Origin of the sequence: Xanthomonas albilineans (genome assembly GCF_002939705.1) — a bacterium.
Classification (GTDB): domain Bacteria; phylum Pseudomonadota; class Gammaproteobacteria; order Xanthomonadales; family Xanthomonadaceae; genus Xanthomonas_A; species Xanthomonas_A albilineans.
Genome location: NZ_MDCB01000021.1, coordinates 1 through 26,100, shown reverse-complemented (window position 1 = coordinate 26,100; position 26,100 = coordinate 1). Strand labels below are relative to the sequence as shown.

General features: G+C 61.3%; 20 protein-coding genes. 10 read left to right on the top strand and 10 right to left on the bottom strand.

Translation table 11 applies throughout. The features are described 5' to 3' along the window. Positions 1-36 precede the first annotated feature (36 nt). The 4 genes from argS to XalbCFBP2523_RS14455 all read left to right on the top strand — a co-directional run bounded on the left by argS (position 37) and on the right by XalbCFBP2523_RS14455 (position 6,144). Positions 37-1,725, top strand: coding sequence for an arginine--tRNA ligase (argS, locus tag XalbCFBP2523_RS14475; protein WP_045765190.1), 1,689 nt, complete (start codon positions 37-39; stop codon positions 1,723-1,725). An 18-nt stretch (positions 1,726-1,743) separates the two neighbouring features. Continuing rightward, the gene (locus XalbCFBP2523_RS14470) at positions 1,744-2,571 is read left to right on the top strand and encodes an SPOR domain-containing protein (protein WP_045765189.1); all 828 of its coding nucleotides are present in this window, start codon (positions 1,744-1,746) and stop codon (positions 2,569-2,571) included. A 175-nt stretch (positions 2,572-2,746) separates the two neighbouring features. Beyond that, the gene (locus tag XalbCFBP2523_RS14465) at positions 2,747-3,502 is read left to right on the top strand and encodes an SDR family NAD(P)-dependent oxidoreductase (RefSeq protein WP_045766610.1); all 756 of its coding nucleotides are present in this window, start codon (positions 2,747-2,749) and stop codon (positions 3,500-3,502) included. A 602-nt stretch (positions 3,503-4,104) separates the two neighbouring features. Next, positions 4,105-6,144 (top strand): TonB-dependent receptor, encoded by a 2,040-nt coding sequence (locus tag XalbCFBP2523_RS14455; protein ID WP_045766609.1) that lies wholly within the window; start codon positions 4,105-4,107, stop codon positions 6,142-6,144. A gap of 31 nt (positions 6,145-6,175) precedes the next feature. Here XalbCFBP2523_RS14455 and XalbCFBP2523_RS14450 read toward each other — a convergent pair whose 3' ends face one another. The 5 genes from XalbCFBP2523_RS14450 to speA form a co-directional block, all read right to left on the bottom strand. Continuing rightward, positions 6,176-7,291 carry an acyltransferase family protein gene (locus XalbCFBP2523_RS14450; protein ID WP_012914925.1) on the bottom strand — a complete coding sequence of 372 codons (1,116 nt, stop codon included), beginning with the start codon at positions 7,289-7,291 and terminating at the stop codon, positions 6,176-6,178. 184 nt (positions 7,292-7,475) lie between these two features. After that, a complete protein-coding gene (locus XalbCFBP2523_RS16435) occupies positions 7,476-8,363 on the bottom strand; it encodes a hypothetical protein (RefSeq protein ID WP_012914924.1) in 888 nt (295 codons plus the stop codon). A gap of 455 nt (positions 8,364-8,818) precedes the next feature. Further along, entirely contained in the window at positions 8,819-10,147 is a 1,329-nt protein-coding gene (locus XalbCFBP2523_RS14445; protein WP_012914923.1) for a glycosyltransferase, read from the bottom strand. After that, entirely contained in the window at positions 10,140-14,165 is a 4,026-nt protein-coding gene (locus XalbCFBP2523_RS14440; protein ID WP_080928035.1) for a non-ribosomal peptide synthetase, read from the bottom strand. The genes XalbCFBP2523_RS14445 and XalbCFBP2523_RS14440 overlap by 8 nt, the downstream gene beginning before the upstream one ends. A 568-nt stretch (positions 14,166-14,733) precedes the next feature. After that, entirely contained in the window at positions 14,734-16,623 is a 1,890-nt protein-coding gene (gene speA / locus XalbCFBP2523_RS14435; RefSeq protein WP_012914921.1) for an arginine decarboxylase, read from the bottom strand. Positions 16,624-16,861: 238 nt separating this feature from the next. Between speA and speE the strand changes: the two genes are divergently transcribed. Next, entirely contained in the window at positions 16,862-17,713 is an 852-nt protein-coding gene (gene speE, locus XalbCFBP2523_RS14430) for a polyamine aminopropyltransferase (protein ID WP_012914920.1), read from the top strand. Positions 17,714-17,775: 62 nt separating this feature from the next. Here speE and XalbCFBP2523_RS14425 read toward each other — a convergent pair whose 3' ends face one another. Further along, the gene (locus XalbCFBP2523_RS14425; protein ID WP_045765187.1) at positions 17,776-18,114 is read right to left on the bottom strand and encodes a P-II family nitrogen regulator; all 339 of its coding nucleotides are present in this window, start codon (positions 18,112-18,114) and stop codon (positions 17,776-17,778) included. A gap of 175 nt (positions 18,115-18,289) precedes the next feature. Here XalbCFBP2523_RS14425 and ubiK point away from each other — a divergent pair, with 175 nt between their 5' ends. Further along, the gene (gene ubiK, locus XalbCFBP2523_RS14420) at positions 18,290-18,559 is read left to right on the top strand and encodes a ubiquinone biosynthesis accessory factor UbiK (protein ID WP_012914918.1); all 270 of its coding nucleotides are present in this window, start codon (positions 18,290-18,292) and stop codon (positions 18,557-18,559) included. Positions 18,560-18,571: 12 nt separating this feature from the next. Further along, the gene (locus XalbCFBP2523_RS14415) at positions 18,572-20,128 is read left to right on the top strand and encodes a YifB family Mg chelatase-like AAA ATPase (RefSeq protein WP_045765186.1); all 1,557 of its coding nucleotides are present in this window, start codon (positions 18,572-18,574) and stop codon (positions 20,126-20,128) included. Positions 20,129-20,201: 73 nt separating this feature from the next. Here XalbCFBP2523_RS14415 and XalbCFBP2523_RS14410 read toward each other — a convergent pair whose 3' ends face one another. After that, the gene (locus XalbCFBP2523_RS14410; RefSeq protein WP_045765185.1) at positions 20,202-21,050 is read right to left on the bottom strand and encodes an alpha/beta fold hydrolase; all 849 of its coding nucleotides are present in this window, start codon (positions 21,048-21,050) and stop codon (positions 20,202-20,204) included. A 665-nt stretch (positions 21,051-21,715) separates the two neighbouring features. Then, positions 21,716-22,042 carry a hypothetical protein gene (locus XalbCFBP2523_RS14405; protein WP_045761573.1) on the bottom strand — a complete coding sequence of 109 codons (327 nt, stop codon included), beginning with the start codon at positions 22,040-22,042 and terminating at the stop codon, positions 21,716-21,718. Positions 22,043-22,335: 293 nt separating this feature from the next. Here XalbCFBP2523_RS14405 and XalbCFBP2523_RS14400 point away from each other — a divergent pair, with 293 nt between their 5' ends. From XalbCFBP2523_RS14400 to XalbCFBP2523_RS14390, 3 genes are read left to right on the top strand one after another with little or no spacing between them, the layout of a single operon-like run. Further along, positions 22,336-23,358, top strand: a complete 1,023-nt coding sequence (locus XalbCFBP2523_RS14400; RefSeq protein ID WP_045758148.1) for a radical SAM/SPASM domain-containing protein — start codon at positions 22,336-22,338, stop codon at positions 23,356-23,358. 2 nt (positions 23,359-23,360) lie between these two features. Further along, positions 23,361-24,422, top strand: coding sequence for a hypothetical protein (locus XalbCFBP2523_RS14395; protein WP_146084096.1), 1,062 nt, complete (start codon positions 23,361-23,363; stop codon positions 24,420-24,422). A 14-nt stretch (positions 24,423-24,436) separates the two neighbouring features. After that, a complete protein-coding gene (locus XalbCFBP2523_RS14390) occupies positions 24,437-24,955 on the top strand; it encodes a hypothetical protein (protein WP_045758150.1) in 519 nt (172 codons plus the stop codon). A 73-nt stretch (positions 24,956-25,028) separates the two neighbouring features. Here XalbCFBP2523_RS14390 and XalbCFBP2523_RS14385 read toward each other — a convergent pair whose 3' ends face one another. Both XalbCFBP2523_RS14385 and XalbCFBP2523_RS14380 read right to left on the bottom strand, forming a co-directional pair. Continuing rightward, a complete protein-coding gene (locus XalbCFBP2523_RS14385) occupies positions 25,029-25,397 on the bottom strand; it encodes a hypothetical protein (protein ID WP_045761446.1) in 369 nt (122 codons plus the stop codon). 4 nt (positions 25,398-25,401) lie between these two features. After that, a partial coding sequence (locus XalbCFBP2523_RS14380) for a type IV secretory system conjugative DNA transfer family protein (protein ID WP_146084095.1) occupies positions 25,402-26,100 on the bottom strand: 699 nt, incomplete at its 5' end.

Below are 26,100 nucleotides of genomic sequence, written 5' to 3'. Positions count from 1 at the left end.
AAATGATTGGTTTATCGCGCTTCAAGCAGAGATCCCGTGAAATCCCAACTCCGCGCCCTGATCGCGCAAGGCATCGAAGCCTTGCGCGCCACTGGCATCCTGCCAACCGACACTTTGCCGCCGGACTTCGTGGTCGAACGACCCAAGACCCGCGAGCACGGCGATTTCGCCAGCAACGCCGCGATGCTGCTGGCCAAGGCCGCACGCACCAATCCACGCGCCCTGGCCCAGCAACTGGTCGATGCGTTACCGGCCAACGACGACATCCGCAAGGTCGAGATCGCCGGCCCCGGTTTCATCAACTTCCACCTCGGCCCGGGTGCCTACCAGCGCGAAGTGCTGACGGTACTCAAACAAGGCCATGACTACGGTCGCAGTCTGGTCGGCAACGGCCGCACCGTTGGCGTGGAATACGTGTCGGCCAATCCGACCGGGCCACTGCACGTGGGCCATGGCCGCGCCGCGGCGATCGGCGATTGCCTGGCACGCTTGCTCGAGGCCAACGGCTGGAACGCCAGACGCGAGTTCTACTACAACGATGGCGGTGGGCAGATCGAAAATCTCGCACGCTCGGTACAGGCACGTGCCCACGGCAAGACCCCGGACAGCCACGATTGGCCAGAGGAAGGCTACCGTGGCGACTACATCCAAGATGTGGCCGACGCCTACATGAGCGGCGCCACGGTGAATCTGGAAGGCCATCTGGTCAAAGGCGCCAAGGACCCGAACGATCTGGAGGCCATCCGCCGCTTCGCAGTGGCCTATCTGCGCAACGAGCAGAACCATGATCTGGCCGCGTTCGGCGTGGACTTCGACATCTACTTCCTGGAAAGCTCGCTGTACCGCGACGGCAAGGTCGAGGAGGCGGTACAGAAGCTGATCGCCTCCGGCCATACCTACGAGGAAGGCGGCGCACTGTGGTTGAAATCGACCGATTTCGGCGACGACAAAGATCGGGTGATGCGCAAATCCGACGGCACCTATACCTATTTTGTGCCGGACGTGGCCTATCACCTAAGCAAGTGGCAGCGCGGCTACGTGCGTGCGATCACCGAATTGGGCGCCGACCACCACGGATCGCTGGCGCGAGTGCGCGCCGGCCTGCAGGCGATGGACCTTGGCATTCCCAAAGGGTGGCCGGAATACGTGCTACACCAGATGGTCACAGTGATGCGCGGCGGCGAGGAAGTGAAGCTGTCAAAGCGTGCCGGTAGCTACCTGACCCTGCGCGACTTGATCGAAGAAGCCGGGCGCGACGCCACCCGCTGGTTCTTGATCGCACGCAAACCCGATTCGCAGCTTACCTTCGATATCGATCTGGCACGCCAACAAAGCAACGACAACCCGGTGTTTTACGTGCAGTATGCGCATGCGCGCGTGTGCAGCCTGCTGCGGCAAGCGCAGGAAAAGCAACGCGACTACGACCCGGCCGACGGCATGAGTCAGCTCAACCGGCTGAACGACACAACCTCGCTGGAACTGATGATGGAACTCTCGCGCTACCCGGAAGTTGTGGAGAATGCGGGGCATGTCCTGGAGCCGCATCTGATCGCGCAATACCTGCGCGAATTGGCGACGGCCTTCCATACCTGGTACCACGGCACCCCGGTGCTGGTGGACGACGCCAGCGAACGCAACGCCAAACTGGCCTTGGCGGTCGCGGCGCAGCAGGTGCTGGCGAACGGCCTGAATCTCCTGGGCGTCTGTGCCCCGGAAAAAATGTAATAAGTGGAGAAGCGGTAAATGGCAGCACGACGCGGTAAGACGCAAGCCCGGCGCAACAGCAACAACGGCACACCCGGGTGGGTATGGCTGATCGCCGGCGCGGCGATCGCGGCGGTGGTGTTCCTCGGCGCGCCGGGCCTGTTCAAGAAAGGCGGCGACAGTTTCCTGCGCATCGGCGGCCCACATGCCAATCCCGATGCGCAGCCGGCCCAAGTGGCCGATGCCGACATCGATGCGGCACCGGAATTATCCAAGCCGGCGACAACCACGGCCGGTAACGCCAAGACCGACGCGAAGAAGAACGCGCAGACCCAGTACGACTTCTACACACTGCTGCCTGGCAAGGAAGTGCAGATGTCCGACGCCGAACTAGCCGCCAGCGCACGTGCCGAGGCCGCACGTCAAGCAAAGCTGGTGCCACCGACAACGACGACCGCGACTGCGCCGGGCGCCACGGCGACAACCACAACTCCGGCAATAACCTCGCCAACTCCACTGCCTGAGACGCCCAGTACAACGGCCGGCACCGCCGCGCCACCAGCGGCATCGCCCAAACCGATCGCCACCACGCCCGCCTCTGCCGCTTCTTCGGCCGCTGCCCCACGACCGGATACGGCGCACTACATCCTGCAGGCCGGCTCGTTCGGTGCCTCCGGCGACGCAGAGTCGACCAAGGCCAAGCTGGCGATGCTCGGCCTGTCGGCGCGAGTGGAATCAGCGCAGATCAGCGGCAAGACCGTCTACCGCGTGCGCATGGGGCCTTACGGCACCGCCAGCGAACTGGCCGAAGCCAAACAAAAATTGAACGGTAGCGGTCTGTCGGCAATCGCGATCAAGGCGCAGTAACGGCAAGCCCGCGCGTAGCTGTGGGCTGTCTATCGCATCACCATCAGGCGCAGCGTTACGTTTGCCGCGCTAGCGATGCTCAGCACCACACTCCCCATCGCGGGAGATGACTGCCAACATCGGCATTCGCCTTTTCTATTACTATCGTTTCCAACTCACTCACCGCAACGTGCCCATGACCCAGACTGCTCTGATCACTGGTGCCACGTCCGGCTTTGGTGCCGCTGCCGTGCAACGCTTCGCCGCCGCCGGCTGGCGCGTGATCGCCACTGGCCGCCGCGCCGAACGCTTGCAATCGTTGCTGGAAGCATTCGGCCCAGAACGCGTGCACATCGCCGCGTTCGACATCCGCGATACCGGCGCATTGGACGCGATGCTGGCGGCACTGCCGGACGCATTCCGCAACATCGACTTGCTGGTGAACAACGCCGGGCTCGCGCAGGGCACAGCGCCGGCACAAGCGGCAGATCTGGACGACTGGCGCACGATGATCGACACCAACATCACCGCGCTGGTGACATTGACCCACCGCATGCTGCCGACATTGATCAAGCGCCGTGGCGCGATCATCAACATCAGTTCGGTGGCTGCGCTGTATCCATATCCGGGTGGTAACGCCTACGGCGGCACCAAGGCCTTCGTCAGCCAGTTTTCGCTGGGTTTGCGCTCTGACCTGCACGGCAGCGGCGTGCGCGTGACCGCGATCGAACCGGGAATGGCCGAGACCGAATTCACCCTGGTCCGCACCCACGGCGACCAGAACGCCTCGGACACGCTCTATCAGGGCGCACAGCCAATGACCGCCGAAGACATCGCCGAGCAAATCTTCTGGGTGGCGACGCTACCGCCACATCTGAACATTAACCGGTTGGAGATCATGCCGGTGACGCAGTCCTTCGCTGGATTCCAGGTCGCCCGGCAACCGCGCTAGCCGCGGTGATGCCCTCACGTCGGGCGCGGCGTCATGTTTACCGCTGTGCCATTGCAGCGCGGTTGACGCCCGGCAAATATGGCCGCTGCCGCGTGGCAGCCCCCTGCGTGAACGATCCGCTCCGCGCGCGCAATCGCCTCGATCTGCCGATCAAGAACCTGGCCGACGCGCACGATGCCTCCGTGTGGTGGGACAACTTCTTTGGGGGTCGCAACGACCAACCAAGATTCTTGCCCACAGCCGGCCAGCCTAAGATGAGGTAACAAAACGACTACGTCGCCGCCAGGCACACGGCGCGGTCGCTTGCCCGGTTCGACCATGTGGCCGCGCATCTGCGCCGCTGCGGCCAACTGTGCTAAAGTTACAGGCTAGCCAGCCGCTTGTGCCAGCCTCCCTTTTCGTTCGAAAGAGATCGCTGCGATGGCTACCCACTCTCCCGTCCACGGTATCGCGCCCCGCTGCTGCGAGGTGTGGCGATGACTGATTTCATCACCGACCACGCGCGCCTGCACAACGGCCCTGGCCGCTTGCTCGCCCCACGCAACGTAAGACGGATCGACCAGCCGAATGCGCACACGCTACGCAGGCTGGCCCCCAGTCGGATGGTGCTTGCCGTTTTGACCGCATTCGCAGCCGGCGACGGCGCCGCACAAAACCTAACCTCCGATCGCACCACGACCCTCGGTACCGTGGAGGCACAACAGCAGATCGGCACCAGCCCGTCCATCCGCAACATCCTCAGTTCGGTCGACGTGCTAGGCAGCGAGCAAATCGGCGACAAGAACGTCATGAACAGCTGGGAGTTGCTCGGGCAGATGCCTGGCGTACAACTCACCGAAACCGGCCAAGGTGCCGAATCCGGCAGAGCCACGTTCCGCGCATTCAACGGCGAGGGCTACATCAACGCGATCAAACTCCTGATCGACGGTGTGCCGAGCAACGTCAATAGCGGCACCCAACGCTTCCTCGATATGATTTTCCCTATGGAAATCGCCTACATCGAAGCGGTCCGCGGCACCAACGACCCACGTTACGGACTGCACAACATCGGCGGCAACGTCAACATCGCCACACGCCAAGGTGGCGATTATCGCGACCTGCGCCTGAGTGTCGGCAGCTTCGCCACCCGCGAACTGCAGTTCGCCCTGGGCCACGAATCCGACGGCCTGGCGCAAAACTACTTCATCGGCGCGCAGGCCGCGCATGGCAACCGCGAGCACGACACCTCGCGCAAATACACCCTCGGCGGCAAATGGTTCTACGGCGAGGACGACGACAGCGCACGCATCGGCTTGATCGCCCGCATCTACCACCACGAAGCCGACGAGCCAGGCTTTCTCACCGCCACACAAATGGCCGAGGACCGTACGCAGTCGCCACCGAAGAATGCCAACGACGGCGATAACCGCGACATGCGCCAGGCCAGCATCCATGTCGACTTCCGGCTCGACGAAGGACTGCATCTGCGCAACACGCTGTACTTCAACCGCTACGAAGACGAGCGCCGGGTCACTTTCACCAACTATCCGCTGGGCAACGCGCCGCGACAGCGCCGGCAATGGAACGAAAGCCAGATTGGCTTGCTCAGTACCGTGACCTGGCAGGCCAGCGATGCACTGAGCGTGGAGGGCGGCTTCAATGCCGAACACCAGGACAACCGCTACCAGCGCTACCGCTACGTCTATGCCGTTCCGACCAATTTCTGGAGCACCCCGGCACGCGTGCAGAACGACGACCGCTACACCCTGGACAACCTGGGACTGTATCTGCAAGCGGTGATCCAACCGACAGACGCGCTGAAAATCGTGCCCGCCTTCCGCGCCGACCGTTTCTCCGGCGACACCGCGTTGCCCGGCGGCGTGCATGCGCCGTTGCAACCCTACGGGTGGATCGACCAGCCCAAACTCAGCGTGATCTACGCGCTCACTCCACGCCTGAGCGTGTACGCCAACTGGGGCCAGACCTTCCAGGTTCTGACCGGTTCCACTGCCCCGGCCTATCTGACGCCAGGTCAACAGGCGCTCGAACCCTCAATCAACACCGGCAAGGAACTTGGCCTGAAACTGCAACCGATCGCCGGCACCGAAGCGCGCTTGGCACTGTGGCGACAGGATGCCACCAATGAAGTGGCCAACAATGTCAGCAGCGGCACCACCGTGGGCCTGGGCCATACCCGTCGCCAAGGTGTGGACCTGCAACTGAGCACGCAATTGGGCGAACACTGGACGGCGTGGCTATCGCACGCAGTGCAGGAAGCCAAGGTCGTCACCGCATACACGGCCACTGGCGTTTCGCTGCACGGACGCGAAGTATTTTCCACACCGCGCTACATCAGCACTGCCGGCCTCGACTACCGGCCCGATGCACGCTGGAAATTCGGCCTGCAGGCGCACGCGCAAGGCAATTACTACATCGACGCACTCAACGCCCATGGCAAGTACGGCGGCTTCACTGTCGTCGATGCCAGCGTCCGCTATCAACTCTCTGCGCGCAGCAGCATCGATCTACAGATCAAGAACCTGACCGATGACCGCTACGCCTACGTGTGGTACGACAACTTCTTCTGGGGCGGCAACGACCAACCGATGTTCTCGCCCGCGCCCGGCCGCTCGGCCTACCTCGGTTTCGAGCTGCGTTTATAACAGCGGAACAGCCGCAGCTGCGCGAGGACGCTCAGCTGCCGGCCAGCGCATGGGACCGCACACAGCGGCGATCGCGCAAACGCAGGAACGGCCGCTCCACCGCATAATGCAAGGCCGCGCCCGCCAGCAACGCCATTCCGGCGTACACCGCGAACGCAAGCAAGCCGCGTCCCTCCAGCACCGGGCCGATCCAGGCATGGGTCAGATGGAACACCGCCTTGTGGCTCAGATACAGGCTGTAGGACACCGCTGCCAACCAGGCCGCACCTGGCACACGACAACGCCCCAGCGGGCCGTCCAAGCAGGCTCCAGCGCTCACCAGCAGCGCCAGCCCCAACGACAACACCGGCCAACCGATCGCATTGCCGAGCAGACCCGTGCGGTCGCGAAACAACCAGATGGCCAACCCACAGAGAGCGACGCCTGCCAAGGTCGCGGCCGTCGCATGGCGCTGCAACCGCTGCCAATACTGCGGCCGGAACGTCTTGAGAACGGCAAGGATCACGCCGGCCAGCAGCGCATCGAGCCGGTTCCAGGTCGGGTAGTAGAGATCTTCGATGAACCAGTTGCGCTGCAAACCGACACCGACACGCTCCAGCGCATGGTCATGCAACCAGATGGTGGTGCGCAGCGCGATACCCGCCAGTACCAAGCTCCCGCACAGCGCCACGAAACGCGACACCGAGGGTCGCCGCAGCATCCACGCTGCCAGCAGCGGGAACAGCAGATAGAAATGCTCTTCCACGCACAGCGACCATGCATGCGAGAACGCCAGTTGGTTGGCGTAATCGATGCCCAGGTTCAAGGTGAAAGTGGCGAACATCCACCACGGCGCGATACCAGGAGCTTCGCGGAAGCCAGGCCAAGCCAGATACAGCGCCAGCACCAACGCATACGCCGGCAACACGCGGTAGGCGCGGCGTCGGTAGAAATCGCCATAGCGCAACGGCTCGCCACGCGCCAACGGCGCCAGCACTTGGCAGCCGATCAAAAAGCCGCTGAGCACGAAGAACAGATCCACGCCCATCCAACCATCGCGCGAGAGCCAACTCCAATCGGGCCCCAACCCACCGACCACGAACGAATGAAACAGCATCACCCAGACGATGGCGATGCCGCGTAGCAGATCGAGTGCGGGATAACGCATCTCTTCATGACCATCCTTGGGTACAGGAGCCGCATTCTGTCACAACGGCTTTTCGCGCGCGTGACCTGCCCCCACTGAGATATAGCGCAGCGTTGGCATTGATGGTCACCGCAAAAGCCGATGAAGACCAAGCCAGGATTAAACAAAATAATTTCTTAAAACCTTTCATGACGCCTCCATTTTCCTATCGAAGTGTTTTTATCTTGCGTATATCCTCATCCAACTTGGCTTGATCTGCTGGAACTATCGCCTGCGCCCTTATAAATTGCTCGTAGTTCTCGTAATCGCAAAGTCCTGTCGTTATACAGACTGAATCCATTATCATAGACCCGCTCTCACAATCAAGCCCCGACTGACATGCGGCGACAGCCCACGCATGTCCAGCCAAAGCGCTCCCCATTAGGCCTGAATATTTCTCAGGAATATCCTCCGACATCGGTACTGCCATTAGATTTGACAGCTGATACATTGCTTCTGGATCGTGAGATTTCCGCACAATATCTGCCAGATCACTTGCTTCGTTAACCGACAATGGCGCAGCCGATTGAACTCTTAATTCTATTTTGGCTGCAACATTTCCGCGCCTGGCCGCCTCCTTAAGCCAAAGAGAATAGGCAACATAAGGAATCGGCTGTCCTCCATCAACATTATCGCAACGCCTCTTTAGGCGCTCTTTTACATTGCGCAATCCGACAGTAGAACCTTTTGCATATTTAGCCAAATCATCTATCGTGGCCAATTGCACTTCAGGACGTATGCTATAGAACATGCAGAAACTGTAAATATGAGCCAATTCTTTCTGTGCCGTGGAAGATCCATTCTCCGCTTCACTTTTAATCTTTGCAAAATTCAAATAATAATATTTGCTTGATTTAACTTCGCTGGAGCTTCTCATATCATCTACATTCGTAGAAGAATTTATTTTTGAGTGATCCATCGCTCGAACTTTACTTATATAGCCATCGCCGTTATCTTTACTATCAATTTTTTCTTTATGCTCCCCTATGAAAAGAAAAATGGAAGCACCAATTGCGAGCAGAATTATGGCTGAAATCACTACAAATTTTTTCATTACATTCTCGAAATGTTGTTGTACTGTATTAGGGAAGATCTAAAAAAGCCAAGCCATCGAGATCAGCGACTCTAAAACTCAATGAGTTGTCGCGCGAAAGACTGGGAGATGGACTTATTCAGACTTTCCCTAAGCAAGAGTCCATGATTTACAGACTCCCATGGCAATTAAATTTTTGTTCCCCACAGCAGCACTAAAGCTCGAATCAACAAAGCCATTATCTACAAATCGATGCAGGCTGGCATGAGTGCCAGAACAAGATCAAAAACGGGTTCGGCTCGCACGGCTTTTGATGGTACTGAGCGCCACAGTAGTTTATTTCGCGATTTTTCTCATCCAATCCTTGATATTACGAACACGCATTGACCGAATCTGCGTGCGCTGGAACAGCGCCATACACGTGCGGCCTGCTGTGCCCCCGACCCATCCCCAACTACGGGTCGCTACAACGCAACTCAGCAAACAACGTCCGCGTGTTGCCGAACGATGCCCGCATCGCGCAACAGACCCCACTGTTCGAGCTGCGCCACCGCTTTAGCCACACCGTCCTCCTCGCGCAGTCGCTGCCCCAGCGCCTGCGCCGCCGCACACATCGTCGGTGACGTCGCCTGCCGCAACGCGTGCGCCAGCACCTCCGGCTGCAGCCCGTCGCGCTTCAACGCGGGCGGCGCCACGCCACGCTGCGCCAAACAATGCGCCCAGAACGGCTGGTCATAACCGAACGGCACCACGACCGAGGGAATGCCAGCGGTCAGCGCAGCGGCACAGGTTCCCGCGCCACCATGGTGGACCGCCGCGATCACGCGCGGAAACAGCCAGTCGTGCGGGGCATGTTCAAGCGCGAAGCACTGATCCGAGTCCACGTCCTGGTCTGCGATCAAGCCACCCCAGCCCGTGGCCAGCAACGCACGCTGGCCGGTCAGGCGCAATGCCGCCTTCACCGTGGTGGTCAGTCGCGCCGCGTCTGCATCGATCATACTGCCGAACCCGACGTACAACGGCGGCGGACCGGCATCCAGAAAATCCAGCAATGCGGCCGGCGGTTGCCACTGCAACTGCGGTAACGACCAGAAGCCGCAGACCTGGATGCGCGCCGGCCAATCGCTCGGACGCGGACACAGGTGTTCGCTGTATCCATACAGCACGCGGATCGTGCTGGTATCCGGGCCGCGCCATCCGTAGGGCGGCAGACCTAGCGGCGCACGCACGCTGCCATCGATCACCTCGCGCAGCAATTGCCAACCACCAAAGCGCATGGCATGTTGCAGACCAACATGAAGTGGGCCGGGGAGACGCAATTGCGGCCGCGCTACCAATGGCAAATGACGGGAGACAGTCAACGGTTGCAACTGGGCATACACCAGCGGAATCTGCAACGCCTGGCTCAGTGAATCGACCAGAATGCTGGCGCTCCCCACGCCAATCAGCAACCGCGCATCCGCACACGCCGCCCGCCCCTGCGACGGCCAATCGCGCGCCCAGGAGGCGATGTGATGGCGGAACATACGGCAGTTCGCCCACATGGACTGACCGGCACGAATCGGATTGACTTGCAGCATGCGCTGGTGGTCACCCGTCAGCGGAAAGAACGCCAAACCGTTCGCTTTAACCAACGGAGCGAAATTCTCACTGGTCAGCACACGCACCGGATGGCCGCGCTGCTGCAAGCCACGTCCCAGTGCGATGACCGGTCGCACATCGCCATGGGTGCCGAGGGTGGCGATCACGATCGGTCGGTCTTCGCTTCCAGCGTTCTGCTCGCCTGAGAGACGGTGTTCAAGCATATTCGGCTACCCCGTCACTCGTCGGTGTCGGTGTCGGTGTCGGTGTCGGTGTCGGTGTCGGTGTTGAACCAGAGTCGAGCACCGAACCCCGTGTCGGCAGCGCCACAGACGCTTGCAACAGTTTGGCAAGCCTCCCCACATGGGCCAGGGAAAGGATCCCGTAGTGGTCGGTGTCGAACGCCTCCACGCGCAGGCTGCGCACCAGTTCCTGCCACACCTGTGGGCGGTGATCGATCAGATCGGTGGCGTCCATACCGATGTCCGGGCGCCGGGTGGCCTCGACGAACAGCACATCCACATCGATCGCGCTGGGGCGGTGGTGGCAGGCCAGATGCAGGTGGTGCTGGATCAGTTCGCCAATGTTGAGCACGAGATCGTGCTGCTGCTCGAGCAGTTGACGTGCCAACGGGAACGACAACAGGCCGTAGTGATCGCACAGCACTTTGGCCAGTTCCGCCATGGTCGTCGGCAGCGGCGTTCCTGGCGCCAATTCCACATCGAGCACACGTAACGCGGCGGGGATGCTGATCATGTCATCGGCCTGTGCGTCCTGCGGCGGAAGCGGATAGCTGTCGAGCAAGGCCAGCAGTTCCACCAACTCGCCGGCCGCGCGCAGCTCGGCGGCGATGGCATGGGCGATCAGGCCCCCCAGCGACCACCCCACCAGACGATACGGGCCGTGCGGCTGCACGCTGCGCATGCGCGCCAGATAATCATGGGCGATCGCCTCAATGCTGTCGGGACGGTAGCTGCTGTCGGCCAAGCCAGGCGACTGCAAGAGCACCACTGGCCAGCGTGGATCCAGTTGACTAAGCAAGGTCGCATACGACCAACTCATACCCATCACCGGATGGATGCAGAACAGCGCGGGCGTGCCGACCTCGCCCTCGCGCAGCGTCAGCGCAGACGCCAGCGGGTCGCTGTGCAGTTGCGCATTGCGCCGGATCACCTCGGCCACACCCGCGATGGTTGGCTCATTCAACAGCGTCACCAATGGCAGCTCGATACCGAACATCTGCGGAAACCGCGCCGCCATTTGTGCCGCGCCTAGCGAATCGACACCGAGTTCGAAAAAGCTATCGTGCACGCCGATGCCATTGATGCCCAGGATATCCTCCACCATCGCGGCCAATTGCTGCTCGATCGGATCGCGTGGCGGCACATGCTCCCGCGGCGGCGGCGCATCGGGTACAGGCAACGCCTTGCGATCCAACTTGCCGGTCGCGGTCAGCGGCAAGGCCGGTAGCGACATCCAGCGCGAAGGCAACATCGCCGATGGCAGGCAGGCTTGCAGATATTGACGCAGTGCATCCACCTCCACACTCTGCTCTGGCAAGGCGACGACATACGCCAGCAACTGCATCGTTCCGTCGTGATCGCGATGCCCGACCACCACCGCCTGTGCCACCTGCGGATGCTGTTGCAAGGCATTTTCGATCTCGCGCGGCTCGATGCGATGGCCACGAATCTTCAACTGATCGTCGATGCGACCGATGAACTCCAACACACCATCCGGACGCAGGCGCACCTGATCGCCGGTGCGGTACATCCTGCTGCCATCCCCGACGAACGGATCGCACACAAAACGCTCGCTGGTCAGTTGCGGTTTGCCGCGATAACCCTTGGCGACGCCAGCACCGCCGATGTAGAGCTCGCCAACCGCACCGGTCGGCAACAATTGCTGCTGGGGATCGAGCACATACACCCGCGTGTTGGCAATCGGGCGTCCGATCGGTGGATGGGGGGCGTCGGTCAGCTGCAACGGCATGATCGTCGACCAGATCGTGCTCTCGGTCGGCCCGTACAACTGAGTCAAGCGGCCAACGCGCGCAAGCAGGCGCGTGGCCAGCTCCGCCCCCAAGGCTTCGCCGCCGACCAACGCATGCACCTTGTCCAGTGGCAGATCGTCGTTGGCGAGCAGGATCCGCCACAACGACGGTGTGGCCTGAATCACACTGACCTGCGCCTGGGCGATCAATCGCGCCAATCCACGTGGATCGTGCGTGATTGCGCCTTGTGCGATCACCACCCGCGCACCGACCAGCAGCGGCAAGTACAACTCCAGCCCGGCGATGTCGAAAGTCACAGTGGTCACCGCCAACATGCGGTCGCGCGGGCGTAGGCCGAGGTCGTGACGCATCGCGAACAGGAAATTGAGCAGGCTGCGATGGCTGATCTCCACGCCCTTGGGTATTCCCGTGGAACCGGAGGTGTACAGCACATAGGCCGTGCCCTCCGGGGTGGCCAACGGCGCAATCGGCGCCGGCAAGTCGGCCGGACACGGATCGAGCCAGACCATCCCGTCCAGCAGCAGCGTATCGCGCAGAACCGGTTCGCAGACCAATCCGATCGCAGCGGCATCGTCGAGCATGTGCCGATTGCGTACCAGCGGGCCATCCGGATCGAGCGGCAGATAGGCGGCACCGCTCCACATCACCGCCAACAGCACCAGCAACAACTGTTCACTCCTGGGCAAGGCCACCGCGATCACATCGCCCGGCTTGATCCCATCGGCGATCCACCGAGCGGCGATGCGCGCGGCGAGTTCGCAGACTTGCGCATCGTCGAGCGTGCGCTCATCGCACTGGACAACGATACCCGCCGGCATCGACGCATAACGCTCCAGCAGTTGGTGCGGCAGTGTGGCCATGATGGGCAACGGCATGGCGGTGGCATTGCATTCCCACAGCAAACGGCAACGCTCCTGCGTCCCCAGAATATCGAGCAGGGCCAGCGGCCGCTCCGGGGCGTCCAGGATGGCATCGGCCAGCAAACTCAAGCGGCGACAATGTTCGGCCAACTCCTCGCGGTCGTACAGCGCGGGATTGGCATCCAGATCGAAGCGCAGCGCCATGCCGTTGCCGCGTTCGTAACAGAAAATGGTCAGGTCGTCGGCCAGACCGTTGCACAGATTATGCGGCACGGCTTGGGCTTCGCCGAAGCGCAATCCATAATCGAAGGCCTCGATGTTGACCGCCAGCCGCGCGATACGCTGCATGTTGGCGAACATGCCCAGGTCACGGCGGACATCCTCGACACGGTATTGCTGGTGACGCAGGCCATGCCGCACCACCGAGGACACATGCGGGAACAGCGCATGGAACGGCTGGTTGGGCCGCATCGTCAGCCGCAGATAGATCGCATTGGCGGCCAAGCCAGGCACCTGCCGATAGCGCGCGCCGACGCGTCCGGTTACCGGCATGGCCATCACCAAATCTTCCGCGCCAGTGTAACGGTGGTAATACGCCGCGACCAGAGCGATCAGCGTCTGCGGCAGACTGGCGCCATGCGCGGCTCCCAACGCTCGCAAACGCAGCACCGTCTCAGGGGAAAACTCGCCAGTGGCACGTAACAAACCAGCACTATTTTGCTCGCCTGGCTTGGCCAACGTCACCGCTGGCGGCAAGTTGGACAGTTGCTGCATCCAGTACTCGCGATCGCGTCGATAGCGATCGGATGCGCGATATTCCTGCTCCAGCGTCACCAGCTCCAGCACACTGCCGTAGGCGGCCGGCTCCGGCTCTTGCCCAAACGCATAGGCGTTGTACAGACTGGCCAGACGCTGGGCCAGCATCGTCCCAGTGAAACCATCCATCACCAGATGGCTCGTGTACTGCACCCATAGATGATGATCCTGGCCCAGTCGAAACACGACACAGAACCAGAGCGGGCCGTCGCGCAAATTCTCCCGCTTGCCGAGTTGATCGCCCACCCAGCGCTCGGCTGCGGCGCGCGGCGCGGGCTCGTCGCTGAAATCGAGGTACTGCAATTCTCCCGGATATTCCGGCAGCACGATTTGCTCAGGCAAACCATTTTGCTCATGAATGCATAACCGCAGCACATCGAACTCCCGCGTGATCTGCCGGTTTGCTTGCAGTAGCAGGGTCGGATCCAAGGGCCCGAATAATTCCAATGCCTCTGACAGCATCAACATCTTGTCGACCTGCAACTTGCTGCCGACCCACAGCCCTCGTTGCGCACGGGTCAAGGGAAACGATGATGGAGTGTCCGCATGCATAACGTGCCTCTCGGGTTGATCGAAACGTGCATTAACAAATCCCTGCGCCACCAGGAACGGAACATGCGCAGATGCGACGAACGATTGACTGAAACACGAGCATGACACCTTCGCATAACGTCAAGAACCCAGAAATACAGGGTTTTGAAGCAATTAAAGAGAAAATAAATCATGAACACTATCGATCAAGCAGTGGGGAATTTTTATAATCCAACGCGCGCCTTAAAAAAAAGTGCAAGAATCACGCTTCGTTGTTTGATGCGAACCTAGGCTGCAATTCTGCGACACAAATCGAAAAATTGACTTTAGCGGTAGCATCAACGCCCGCCCCTGGCGAACCACTACGCCGCCACACCGCGCCATACGTGTCCACCACGGCGTCGTGTCCGCTGGTTCAGGTAAAGCTTTGCTTGTCCGCCATGCGCATTAATTTCGCGAGCGGCTTTCGACATGCCAATCGTGCGTGTCGATGGCGACATCGGACGCCCATCTGCGGACGAGAAACTCTCTCGCCTGATTTTGTGCGACCCGCCGCGGGATACGCGCACGCCGCCAGTATCCGCTGCGATCAGACCAATGGTGCGTCGGAGAGATAAGTGTAACCGGTGAGGCCGGCTTCAAGCGCATCGCGCAATTCCTGCGCACAGGCATCCGGTAATTGCGCCGCCTCAATGCGCTCGGCGTAGGCCGCACGCAACGTATCCAAGCGATAACCGACATAATCGAGCATCACGTCGGTCGTGTCGCCACGACGCTGCTGGACGATGCGGTAGCCGGTTCCTTCCACCGCCACTTCCACCGCATCGGTGTCGCCGAACAAATTGTGGATGTCGCCGAGGATCTCCTGATAAGCACCGACCAGAAAGAAGCCGAGTCGGTAGCTCTCGCCTTGTTTCAAGGCGTGCAAAGGCAACGAGCTGTCCAGGCTCTCGTTCTCGACATAGGTCTTGACCATCCCATCGGAATCGCAGGTCATGTCGGCGATGATGCCGCGACGCTGCGGCGCCTCGTCGAGCCGCTCGATCGGCACGATCGGGAACACCTGATCGATCGCCCATACATCTGGGATCGATTCGAACACACTGAAATTGACGAAATACTTATCGACCAGGCGCTCGTTGAGCTCGTCCAGAATCGGGCGGTGACTCTTCTCCTGCGAACTCAACCGTGCACGCACACCATGCGCGATGGCGTAGAACAGATCGTCGATGCGTGCGCGCTGGGCCAGGTCGATCTGGCCCAACGCATAGGCGCTCAACCCTTCGGCATGGAAATGCTGCGCCTCCTGGAACAGCTCCACCGCCGGACGCTGGTCCAGCTCGGCATGAATCTCGCGCATATGGCGGATCGCCGCCGGTTCGTCGTCATGCACGTCCGGCACACGGCCTTCCGGCGCCTGCTCAACTTCCGAGACGTTGGCGACCAACACCGCGTGGTGAGCGGTCATTGCACGACCGCATTCGGTGACGATGCGCGGCGGCGCCAACCCATGCTCTTCGCACGCGCTGGCCAGCGGCTGCACAATGTTGCTGGCATAGGCGTGCAAGCCGTAGTTGATCGAGCACTCGCTGCGCGAGCGAGTGCCCTCGTAATCGATGCCCAAGCCACCGCCGACATCGACGTGGCTGATCTTCGCTCCCAACTTGGACAGTTCGACGAAGTAACGGGTCGCCTCGCGCATGCCGTTGGCGATGTCGCGCACGTTGGAGATCTGCGAGCCCATGTGGAAGTGCAGCAGGTTCAGCGCATCGGCATACTCGGTATCGCGCAGCGTCTTCCACAGATCCAACAACTGCCGTGGCGCCAGCCCGAATTTGGCCTTGTCGCCACCGCTGTTCTGCCACTTGCCCGCCCCCAGCGAGGCAAGACGCATGCGCACGCCCAGGCCAGGCCGCACGTCCAGCACGCGTGCTTCGTCCAACACCAATTTCAATTCAGACGGCTTCTCGATGACGATGAAGGTCTGCAACCCCAGCTTGCGACCGATCAGCGCCAGACGGATGTACTCACGGTCTTTGTAGCCGTTGCATACGATCAAACCGCCAGGACGCGACAGCGCCAGCACTGCCATCAGCTCCGGCTTGCTGCCCGCTTCCAGGCCGAAACCCTCGCCCTGGTGGCTGGCCAACGTACCAGCCACTCCGCGATGCTGGTTGACCTTGATCGGATACACTGCGGTGTAGCCGCCGACATAATCCCAATCGGCCTGAGCCTGGGCGAAAGCGGCCTGCAGCTTACCCAGGCGTTCGCCGAGAATATCGGGGAAACGCACCAGCATCGGCAGCTTGGCCCCCGCCGCGCGCGCGGCGTCCACCACGTCCGGCAGCGCGATCGTCACCCCGTCGGCGCCCTGCGGCCGCACCACGACCCGACCAGCCGTATCCACATCGAAATACCCATCGGCCCAGTGCGGGATCGAATAGGTTTTGCGGGCCTGGTCGAGGGACCAATCGCTCATCGTGGCGGCTCGGCTGACGGAAAAAGGGCGTGAATTGTAACCCCTGCTACGCGTTGGGTCCGTTACAATCCGCGCCGATCCGACACCCCTGTCTCGGCGCGTACGCGGGAATGGGAAGATAAGCACCAGGCGTTGTGCATGCACGCGGTGGGGCTTGCTTTTCCATCTCCAGCGCTTCGCGCCACCGTTTTCTCCCTCCCGAAGGGAGAGGACCGCCTGCATTTTTCGAGGACACCGTATGAGCGCCAACGACACCTGGTACATCGAACACTTCCAGCCCACCGGCTCGGCCATCGGCTACCGCATCACCGGCAAACTGGACGAAGTGCAGTCGCCGTTCCAGAAGATCGAAATCTACGACACCACCGACTGGGGCAAGCTGATGGTGATCGACGGCGCGGTGATGCTGACCACCCGCGACAATTTCTTCTATCACGAAATGATCAGCCACCCGGCGCTGTTCACCCATCCCGCGCCCAAGCGGGTGGTCATCATCGGCGGCGGCGACTGCGGCACACTGCGCGAGGTACTCAAACACCCGGGGGTGGAGCGCGCCACCCAGTGCGACATCGACGAACACGTCACGCGCATGGCCGAGAAATATTTCCCGGAACTGTGCGAATCCAACAGCGACCCTCGCGCCGAATTGCTGTTCGATGACGGCATCGCCTACATGGCCAACTGCCCGACCGGCAGCGTGGACATCGTCATCGTCGATTCCACCGACCCGGTCGGCCCGGCCGAGGGCCTGTTCAACAAGGCCTTCTACGCGAGCTGTTTCAAAGCGCTGAAAGACGACGGCATTCTGGTGCAGCAGTCCGAATCGCCACTGGCGCTGCTGGACCTCATCAAGGAAATGCGTGCGGAGATGGGCAAGGCTGGCTTCACCAGCTTCCACACCGTGCCATTCCCGCAACCATGCTACCCAACCGGCTGGTGGAGCGTGACCATGGCGCGCAAGCAAGGCGGCTTCGACTTCCGTCAACACGACGCCGCGACCAAACCGTTCGCCACCCGTTACTACAGCGCGCACCTGCACACCGGCACCCAGGTTCTACCACCGTTCGTGGCCGAGGCGCTGAGCGTCTGAGCGCCACGCGCCGACACCACGACACCACGACACCACGACACCACGACAAGCACATCACGCCGCTACAGCGCATCCGCATCCAGCTCACCGGTGCGGATTCGCACCACAGCGCCCATGTCGTAGACGAATACCTTGCCGTCGCCGATCTTCCCGGTGCAAGCAGCCTTGACGATAGCCTCGACCACCGGCTCGACCCGATCATCGGTGACTGCCACTTCCAACTTCACCTTGGGCAGGAAATCGACCACATACTCGGCGCCACGGTACAACTCGGCGTGACCCTTCTGCCGGCCGAACCCCTTGACCTCGGTGACGGTGATACCAGAGACACCTTGTGCGCCAAGCGCCTCGCGCACATCGTCGAGCTTGAACGGCTTGATAACGGCCATGACCATCTTCATATGGCCTTCTCCAATTGCAATCGGCTCAGGATAACCCGGTTGCGCGATGCCCGGCCGTCGGGTTCAATGGTGGGACGCCTCCATCGCCGGAATTTTCCGACAGCGCGCCGCGCCCGTTGCCGATGGTCCCGAACCGTCGGGTAATGCAATCTAGCGTCACCTGCCGGAGACAACCATGATCGATCTCAACCATCTCGACGACCTCGCCCGCCGCCTCAGCGACCTAGTGCCACCAGGCCTGCGCCAATCCCGCGACGAACTGCAAAACACCTTCAAGAGCGCGCTGCAAGCTGGGCTGAGCAAACTCGACTTGGTCACCCGCGAGGAGTTCGAAGTGCAGCGTGCGGTGCTGCTGCGCACGCGGGAGAAGCTCGAAGCGCTGGAACGCACAGTCGCCGCGCTGGAAGCCGCGCACAGCGCGCAGACACCCCCCTCCAACACCTGACCAACCCCTGCCATGAGCCTGGCGCTGGTGCACAGCCGTGCCCGCGCGGGGGTGCTTGCGCCTCCGGTTCGGGTCGAAGTCCATCTATCCGGCGGCCTGCCGGCGACGCAGATCGTCGGCCTGCCCGAAGCCGCAGTGCGCGAATCGCGCGACCGCGTGCGCGCCGCCATTCTGTGCGCGCAGTACGCGTTCCCGGCGCGGCGGATCACCGTCAACCTGGCACCGGCCGACCTACCCAAAGAGGGCGGCCGCTTCGACCTCCCGATCGCACTGGGCATCCTTGCCGCCGCCGGCCAACTCGATCCACAGGCACTGGAACAGTACGAATTCCTCGGCGAACTGGCACTCACCGGCGAACTGCGTCCGGTCGATGGCGTATTGGCGGCCGCGCTGGCCGCTGCGCATGCTGGACGCACGTTGATCGTGCCCGCGGACAACGGCGCTGAAGCGGCACTTGCGCAACACGTGCGTGCATTCACCGCACGCACCCTACTCGAGGTCTGCGGACTGTTGAACGGCAGCAAGACCCTGCCCGTAGCCGAAGCACTACCCGCCGCCGCCCTGCCCTTCCCCGACCTGAGCGATGTGCGCGGTCAGGCGCAAGCGCGGCGCGCACTGGAGATCGCCGCAGCAGGCCATCACCATCTGCTGCTGATCGGCAGCCCTGGTTGCGGTAAAACCCTGTTGGCCTCGCGCCTGCCCGGGATCCTCCCCGAGGCCAGCGAGGCCGAAGCGCTGGAAAGCGCGGCCATCGCATCGGTCAGTGGCCGCGGCCTGGACCCGGCCCGCTGGCGGCAGCGCCCGTATCGGTCGCCGCACCATACTGCCAGCGCGGTATCGCTGGTCGGTGGCGGCACGCATCCGCGCCCGGGCGAAATCTCGCTGGCGCACAACGGCGTGCTGTTCTTGGACGAATTGCCCGAGTGGAACCGGCATGCACTGGAAGTGCTGCGCGAGCCTCTCGAATCGGGCCAGGTCACCGTATCACGCGCAGCGCGCAGTGCCGAATTCCCCGCGCGCTTCCAACTGGTGGCGGCAATGAATCCCTGCCCTTGCGGCTGGGCCGGTGACCCCAGCGGCCGCTGCCGCTGCAACGAGGACAGCATACGCCGCTATCGCGCACGCATCTCCGGGCCCTTGCTAGATCGCATCGATCTGCACGTGGAAGTGCCTCGCTTGCCACCGCAGGCGCTGCGCGCCGATGCCACGACGAGCGAACCCAGCGCCGCCGTGCGCGCCCGTGTGGAGCAGGCGCGGCAACGACAACTGATGCGTGCCGCGCGGCCCAACGGCCAACTCGACCATCACCAGACCATGCGCGACTGCCGCCTGCAACCGCACGACGAAGCACTCCTGGAACACGCGATCGATCGCTTGCGACTGTCGGCGCGCTCGCTGCACCGCATCCTGCGCGTGGCCCGCACCATCGCCGACCTGGATGGCAGCGATGCCATCGCCACCCCACATCTCACCGAGGCCATCGCCTACCGGCAACTGGATCGTGGCGAGGCAATCGCGCCGGGTGCGGAATCCACGCCGCGCGGCGCCCTGCGGCGTAACCCCGAGTAGCCACGCCACCGTGTCACATCCGCACGGCGCACAATGCGAAAACGACGCCAGGCAAAAAGCACTAGCGCATGCATCAGCCGGAGATTGCGCGCACCATCTCGGCCAACAACGCATTGCAGCGGCGCGCATGCGTGAAAGTCATGCCATGCGAAGCACCGACAAGCAGGTGCAAGCGCGGGTCCGGCAACCATTGCGCGAGCGCAGCGGCGTTGTCGCGATATTGCGCCGGACTGTGTTCGCCGGTGACCAACAACACCGGCAACGCCAGGCTGGCGGCCTGCTCCGGCCGATACGCCGGCAGCGCGTCATCGATCTGCGGCAGCAGCGTCTGCGCGTTATCGCGCACCATCTGCCGGAATGTCGTACTGCTACGCGCCCAAGCGCCGGGCTGGCTGACCGAATCGACGAAGCATTCCAGGCCGGCCTCGAGCTGTCCGTCCTGCAACAGCGCCACCGCACGCGCGCGGACCGCCAGCACCTCGGCCGACAAGCCATGCGACTGAGGCCCGCCGGGATCGAACAAACTCAGGCTGGCGACCGCCGCAGGCTGCTGCAACGCCACCTGCCAGGCCACCGCGGCGCCACGGGAGTGCCCCACCAGATGGACAGACCGTGCTTCGCTGGCGATGAAAGCCGCCACTTGCTGCGCGTGCCAACGCCAACCGAAGACATGCCGCGATGCCGAGCGCAACCGCGGATAGTATTGACCCAGACTCACTGCGCTGAGCTGAAAACGATCGGCCAACCCGCGCAGTTGGGGCATCCAGTAGCGGTAGTCGCACAACGCCCCATGCACCAGCACGACCGGCGCACCGTCGCCCACCCGCAGGTAAGCCAGCGCATCATCGGCACCCAGAAGGCGCACTGCGGGTTTGCTTAGCGGGCTGCGCAGACGTGTCACCGACCACCGCACTGCACGCATGGCAACGCGTGGCCACTGCCTAGCTGACAGACGCAACACGACCGTCTGGACGCCAAGCAGACACAGCAACAGCGCCGCCTACCGCACGAGAACGCGCGATAGTCAACCGTTGTGGCCGAGTGCGACGACGCGATCGACAGCATGCACAAGATCATGGCATGCACATCTGTCGCGAGCACGGCGTAGCGCTGAGTAGCCGCCAGCGCGGCCAAGACCGGAGACATAAAGCTGCCGAATCATTTTTCAGCAAAGAGGCCAAAAAACAGAAAACCCGATTCCTGAAGGGTTTTGCACATCCCCGACCACGCCTGGGACGCGAACTGGTGCTGCAGTCGCCCCCTCAGCTTCAACCTGTTCTCCAAAAACATTGGCATGGATTCGAACTCATGAGCAATGCTGAGGGGGGGTATCGGACCGTGGTAAAGGCAGCAGAAGCCGAGGCCACCCACTTCCGATAACAACTAGATGACCGGCGGGTGGGTGCCTGCCGGCGGCACCCACACAAGGCTCGCCTGTCCTTACACGCGTGATCCACGGGCTCTTCGTGGCTGTGGAGGGGTTTCCTAGGCACGGGGGACGGTGCGCGTGTACGTGACTGCTATTACAGCCCCAGGTGCGCGGCAAAAGGCAAACGCGGGGGGAAACCGGCGGGAAGTTGCCAACCCTCAGTCAGGGAAAAACTGCTTTAGCGATGCCACAGAAATATCGTGTTCAGTTTCTCTGTCCAAGGATGATTTTCCGATCACATGGTCCAAGATGACCCGAGCGCGCGCACACAATTCGGCACGATCTAGATCGTCCATCTCGAAGATCTTACCCGCGATTGCGTGGCTTAGGTTGTTGGCTCCGCTGCCGCCATAACCCCATCCATAGCCACCAACATAATTGAATAAGTCGCGGCGTGTGGGCACAAGCTCTGCCGGCCCAGTGGTTGCGTGGCGATATAGCGCCACGCTAGCACCCTCAACGATTCTCAGTAGAATGTAGCTCATTGACACCTCTTCATCATGGACACATGAGCAGGGGAACTCAGATTGTGAGCTGTGCGCGTTGGCAAGCTGAAGTGCGGGCCGCATCAGTTTGCATCTTGCGGGCATGCGCAATCGACGTCAAGCCGTAGAAGATCGACCACCCGAAAGATCTGTTCCCTTCCCGTCTAGAGAGACGAGAGTGTAAAGTTGGTGTGGAAAGGCCGCCCAACATATTGACGACTTGGATTTGGCATGATAGGTTCGACGGGCAACAGTTGAACTGCCCGGCTAAAAAAGCCATTGGAAGAGGCCATATGGATCTGTGCTCAACGCTGCTACCCAAGACTCTTACGTTCATCACAACGTACCGTTGTACCGCAGCCTGCACACAGTGCTGCTTCGAATCTAGCCCCAAGGTCAAGGGGCGGCTCAGTCGCGATGAAATGATGCGAGCCCTTCACGACGTGAAGGAACGCTTTCCATCGCTGCGCGTGGTGGTGTTCACCGGAGGCGAGACCACGCTACTGAAAGACGACTTGGTCGCCATGATTGCCGAAGCCACGTCGCTCGGCCTGGTCACACGCATTGTTTCCAATGGTTCTTGGGGCAAGACGAAGGCCACTGCCGCGCGGATGGCTGGAAAACTGGCCGGTGCCGGTCTATGCGAACTGAACATCAGTACAGGCAAGGACCACCAGGATTGGGTGCCGCACGAATCGGTGGTCAACGCAGCGGAAGCAGCTTTCAACGCGGGCGTGCTGACATTACTGACGGTTGAGGCCGACACTGCAGAAAGTGAGAAATTGTCAGCTCTCACGCGCGATCCGACGATAAAGAGCCTCCGTGATCGGGGCCTACTGTTGCAGTCGAACAGTTGGATGTCATTCAAGGACACAGGGGAGGAGCGCGAGCACGTTCTGCACACGGATCGCCGCGCAACGCCGTGCGAGCAAATCCACAACAACATCGCCATCACGCCCTACGGAGAGGTATCGGCCTGCTGCGGCCTGACCTTAGAGCACATCCCGGAAATGAAGTTGGGAACGATTGCCGAAGGCGTCTCCGACACCTACCTCCGTCAACGCGATGACTTCCTAAAATACTGGCTGCGCATGGATGGACCTGCGGAAATCGTACGCAAGGTCATGGGACAAGAGCGCGCCGATGAACTGCTTTCCGGGTCGGTACACATATGCCACGACTGTGCCGTATTACATAAGAACCCGGAGGTTCGCAAAAGGATTACCGCCACCTACGAGCAATTCGTGCCGGAAGTGATGAGTCGATATGCTTTGGCGTCGGCAGTCGATCAAATCGTAGAACAGCAAGGAGCCTAACGATGAAGCGACGGAAGTTCATTCAATCAAGTTTGGTCGCAGGTGCAGCAGCAGCCACACCTGCAGGCGTCGTGGCTGCTGACCAAGCCACGCGTGTGTTTGGTCAGCCCACTAGCCTAACCGGCGGCACGGCTAACAGTACAGACACGAAGATGTTGCTGCCGCTCTCCCGTGGCGGTATGCCGACCGAAGGTTGGGACCGGTGGTCGAAGTTGACCGCTGCAGTAGTCGAAATGTTCTCCCATCCTTCGCAGCGAAAAGCCTTCAACACCAACCCGCAGAAATTCCTAGCCAGCGTGGGCTACGACAGCAGCGCGATGGACGCACCAACCCTCGCATTGCTTGTTGCGCTGTCCGATCCACTGGTGCAGAGCGCAGCGCTCAACAAGGATTACGTGTCGCTGCTCAATTACCTGCATGTGGCAGGCGCGCTCGAAAAGCCCAAGCCGGACACCTTGACACAACAAATGTCGAAGGTGTTGTCGAGCAACCTTGCCATGATCAAAGAGGCTTTGGGTTTAGCGCCGGACGCGCCACTTGACGCCGAAACCGTGAAGCGTTTCGTGAGTTCGTCAGCCTCGGTGCCAACCACAGCAGACCTCGCTGCCATTGGCAACATCGCCCAGTTGGTCCGCGTGGCACCCGGACAGGCCGTCGCGGGCTCAATCGCTGCCATTGTGGCTGCTGTGGAGGCGGCGGTAGGCGTGCAAGTGGCGCTGGTGCTGTTCAATTACGTCACGTTTGTTACTCACACCTCTGTGGCGGGACCATCGCCGGGAAAGGGATCGGGACCATCGCAGTCGATGTCAGCGGGAATTTTCACGGGGCAGATGAGTCGGCTCGACCCGGATATCTGCGACAGTTGCACCGTGGCGCAGCGTGCCGCCGCGATGCTCGGTGCGCCGGAGTTGTACTCGGAGCATGCCAAGCTGGTTATCCACAACGAGGTGGCGTCTTTTCTGCGCGCCATGCAGCAGGTTGGATTGATCGGCTTCGAGGAGTCGGCATTCGACACCATCGTGGATGCTGTGTATCAATACGGCATGCGTACCATTACAGCCTAAACAAGAGGTCAGCCATGAACTGTGACATTCCACTACACTTGGCCAACAGCAAGACGTACCTGACCATCTTCGGTCCGTTTGTGCTGGCTCTCGCCTTCGTAGCGTTTCTGTACTTCGCTGGGAAGGCTCCAACACCGTTGAAGAAGGCGGCGCTTGTGGTGGTAGTCTTGGCCAATGTAGTGATGGCCGGTTTTTTGGTTTGGCAAGCCCGGAGCGCACGCGTGAGCGTCGGTGGAGATACCCTGATGCTGCGGGCCGGAACGGACAGTGTCGCCGTGCCATTGAGCGCCTTGCGTTGGGACGAAGCCGTGGACGCGAGTGCGATTAGCTTTCCCTTCCGTAAGTCGGGGACTAGCCTCCCAGGGATGCACACCGGCTGGTTCCGCCGAGAGGGCGGCGGTGATGCCTTCCTGCTGCATTCTTCGGAGCCCTCTACGCTTATCCCGACCACCAAGCAATTCGATGTAGTCATCCCTACCAAAGCTTACGAACAAGCGCGCCAATGCGTTTATGCTCACAAGGCAAACCAATAGTTGACTCCGTGCGCTGGTCGGCCGGCTTTCTTATACGGTGCCGCACGTCATCAAGCGATGCGGCGCCGCCGTTTCAGTCGTCATCTTCATGACATTGCGCATAGAAGTCTGCCGCCGCCTCGATCAGGTAGGTGTAGCGCTTCACCATCCCCTGCCAGGCCAGCGCCTCCAATTGGTGTTCGACGTGGATATCCTCCGGCACCTCGCTAACCTCATCGATCAGCTTCGGGACTTCATGATTCCACCAACGCAGCATCAGGTCTGGCCGCTGATGCGTGCGAATCAGCGACTCCACCAGCGACTGCATCGCCGTGAACTGCCGCACCGTGCGGATGCGCTGGCCTTCCAGGAAGTGGATGCTCTTCTTTTGATCGAGCAGCGCATTTTCCAGTACATCCAGCCGCTGTTTGAGGTCAGCACGCCCTCTACCGAAAAATCTCATGCGATTACGCTCCGCCCAGCGCGAGCCGAGGCACCTGCGGCGCCTTCAGCAACAGCTTCTTGAAGTAGCTGTCCTTGTAATAAAAAATCTTGTTGGCCAGGATCGGATAGCCAATTCCCTCAATGAACACGATGGCTTTGTCCGGCGCCAGTCCCTTGACCTCATCCGGATTCATCAGCGGACGCCGATCCAGCACCTCGGTATAGCTGTGGCTGCTGCCTGGGCCGTAAGACTGCGTGCGCTGCCGACGGCGCACGGTGGTCTCGCCCAGCATCTTCGAATATTCCTCGGCATCCCGTTGCTCTCGCGGAGTGAACACGATCCGCACGCCGAGATTGGTGATCAAGCCGCGCGCTGTGTCGGCGCCATAGACCGACTCCAACTGCGCAATCGACTGGATCACGATCACGATGCGGATGCCATAGCCGGCCACCCAGCCGACGGCCACCGGCACGATCTCCACCCGGCCCAACGCGGTGAACTCATCGAGCATGAACATGCACTGGTATTTCAGTTCTGGGTTGTGCTCTGGCAACTCGCGGCCATTGAGTTTGATCGCCTGCTCGAAGAACAGATTCAACACCCCTTTGGCTTCGATCAGTTTGGCCGGACTGACGCCGACGTAGATGGACTGGACGGTCTTGCGCAACTTGCTCAGGTCGAAATCGTTATCGCTGGTCGCCGCGTCCACAATCGGGTTGCT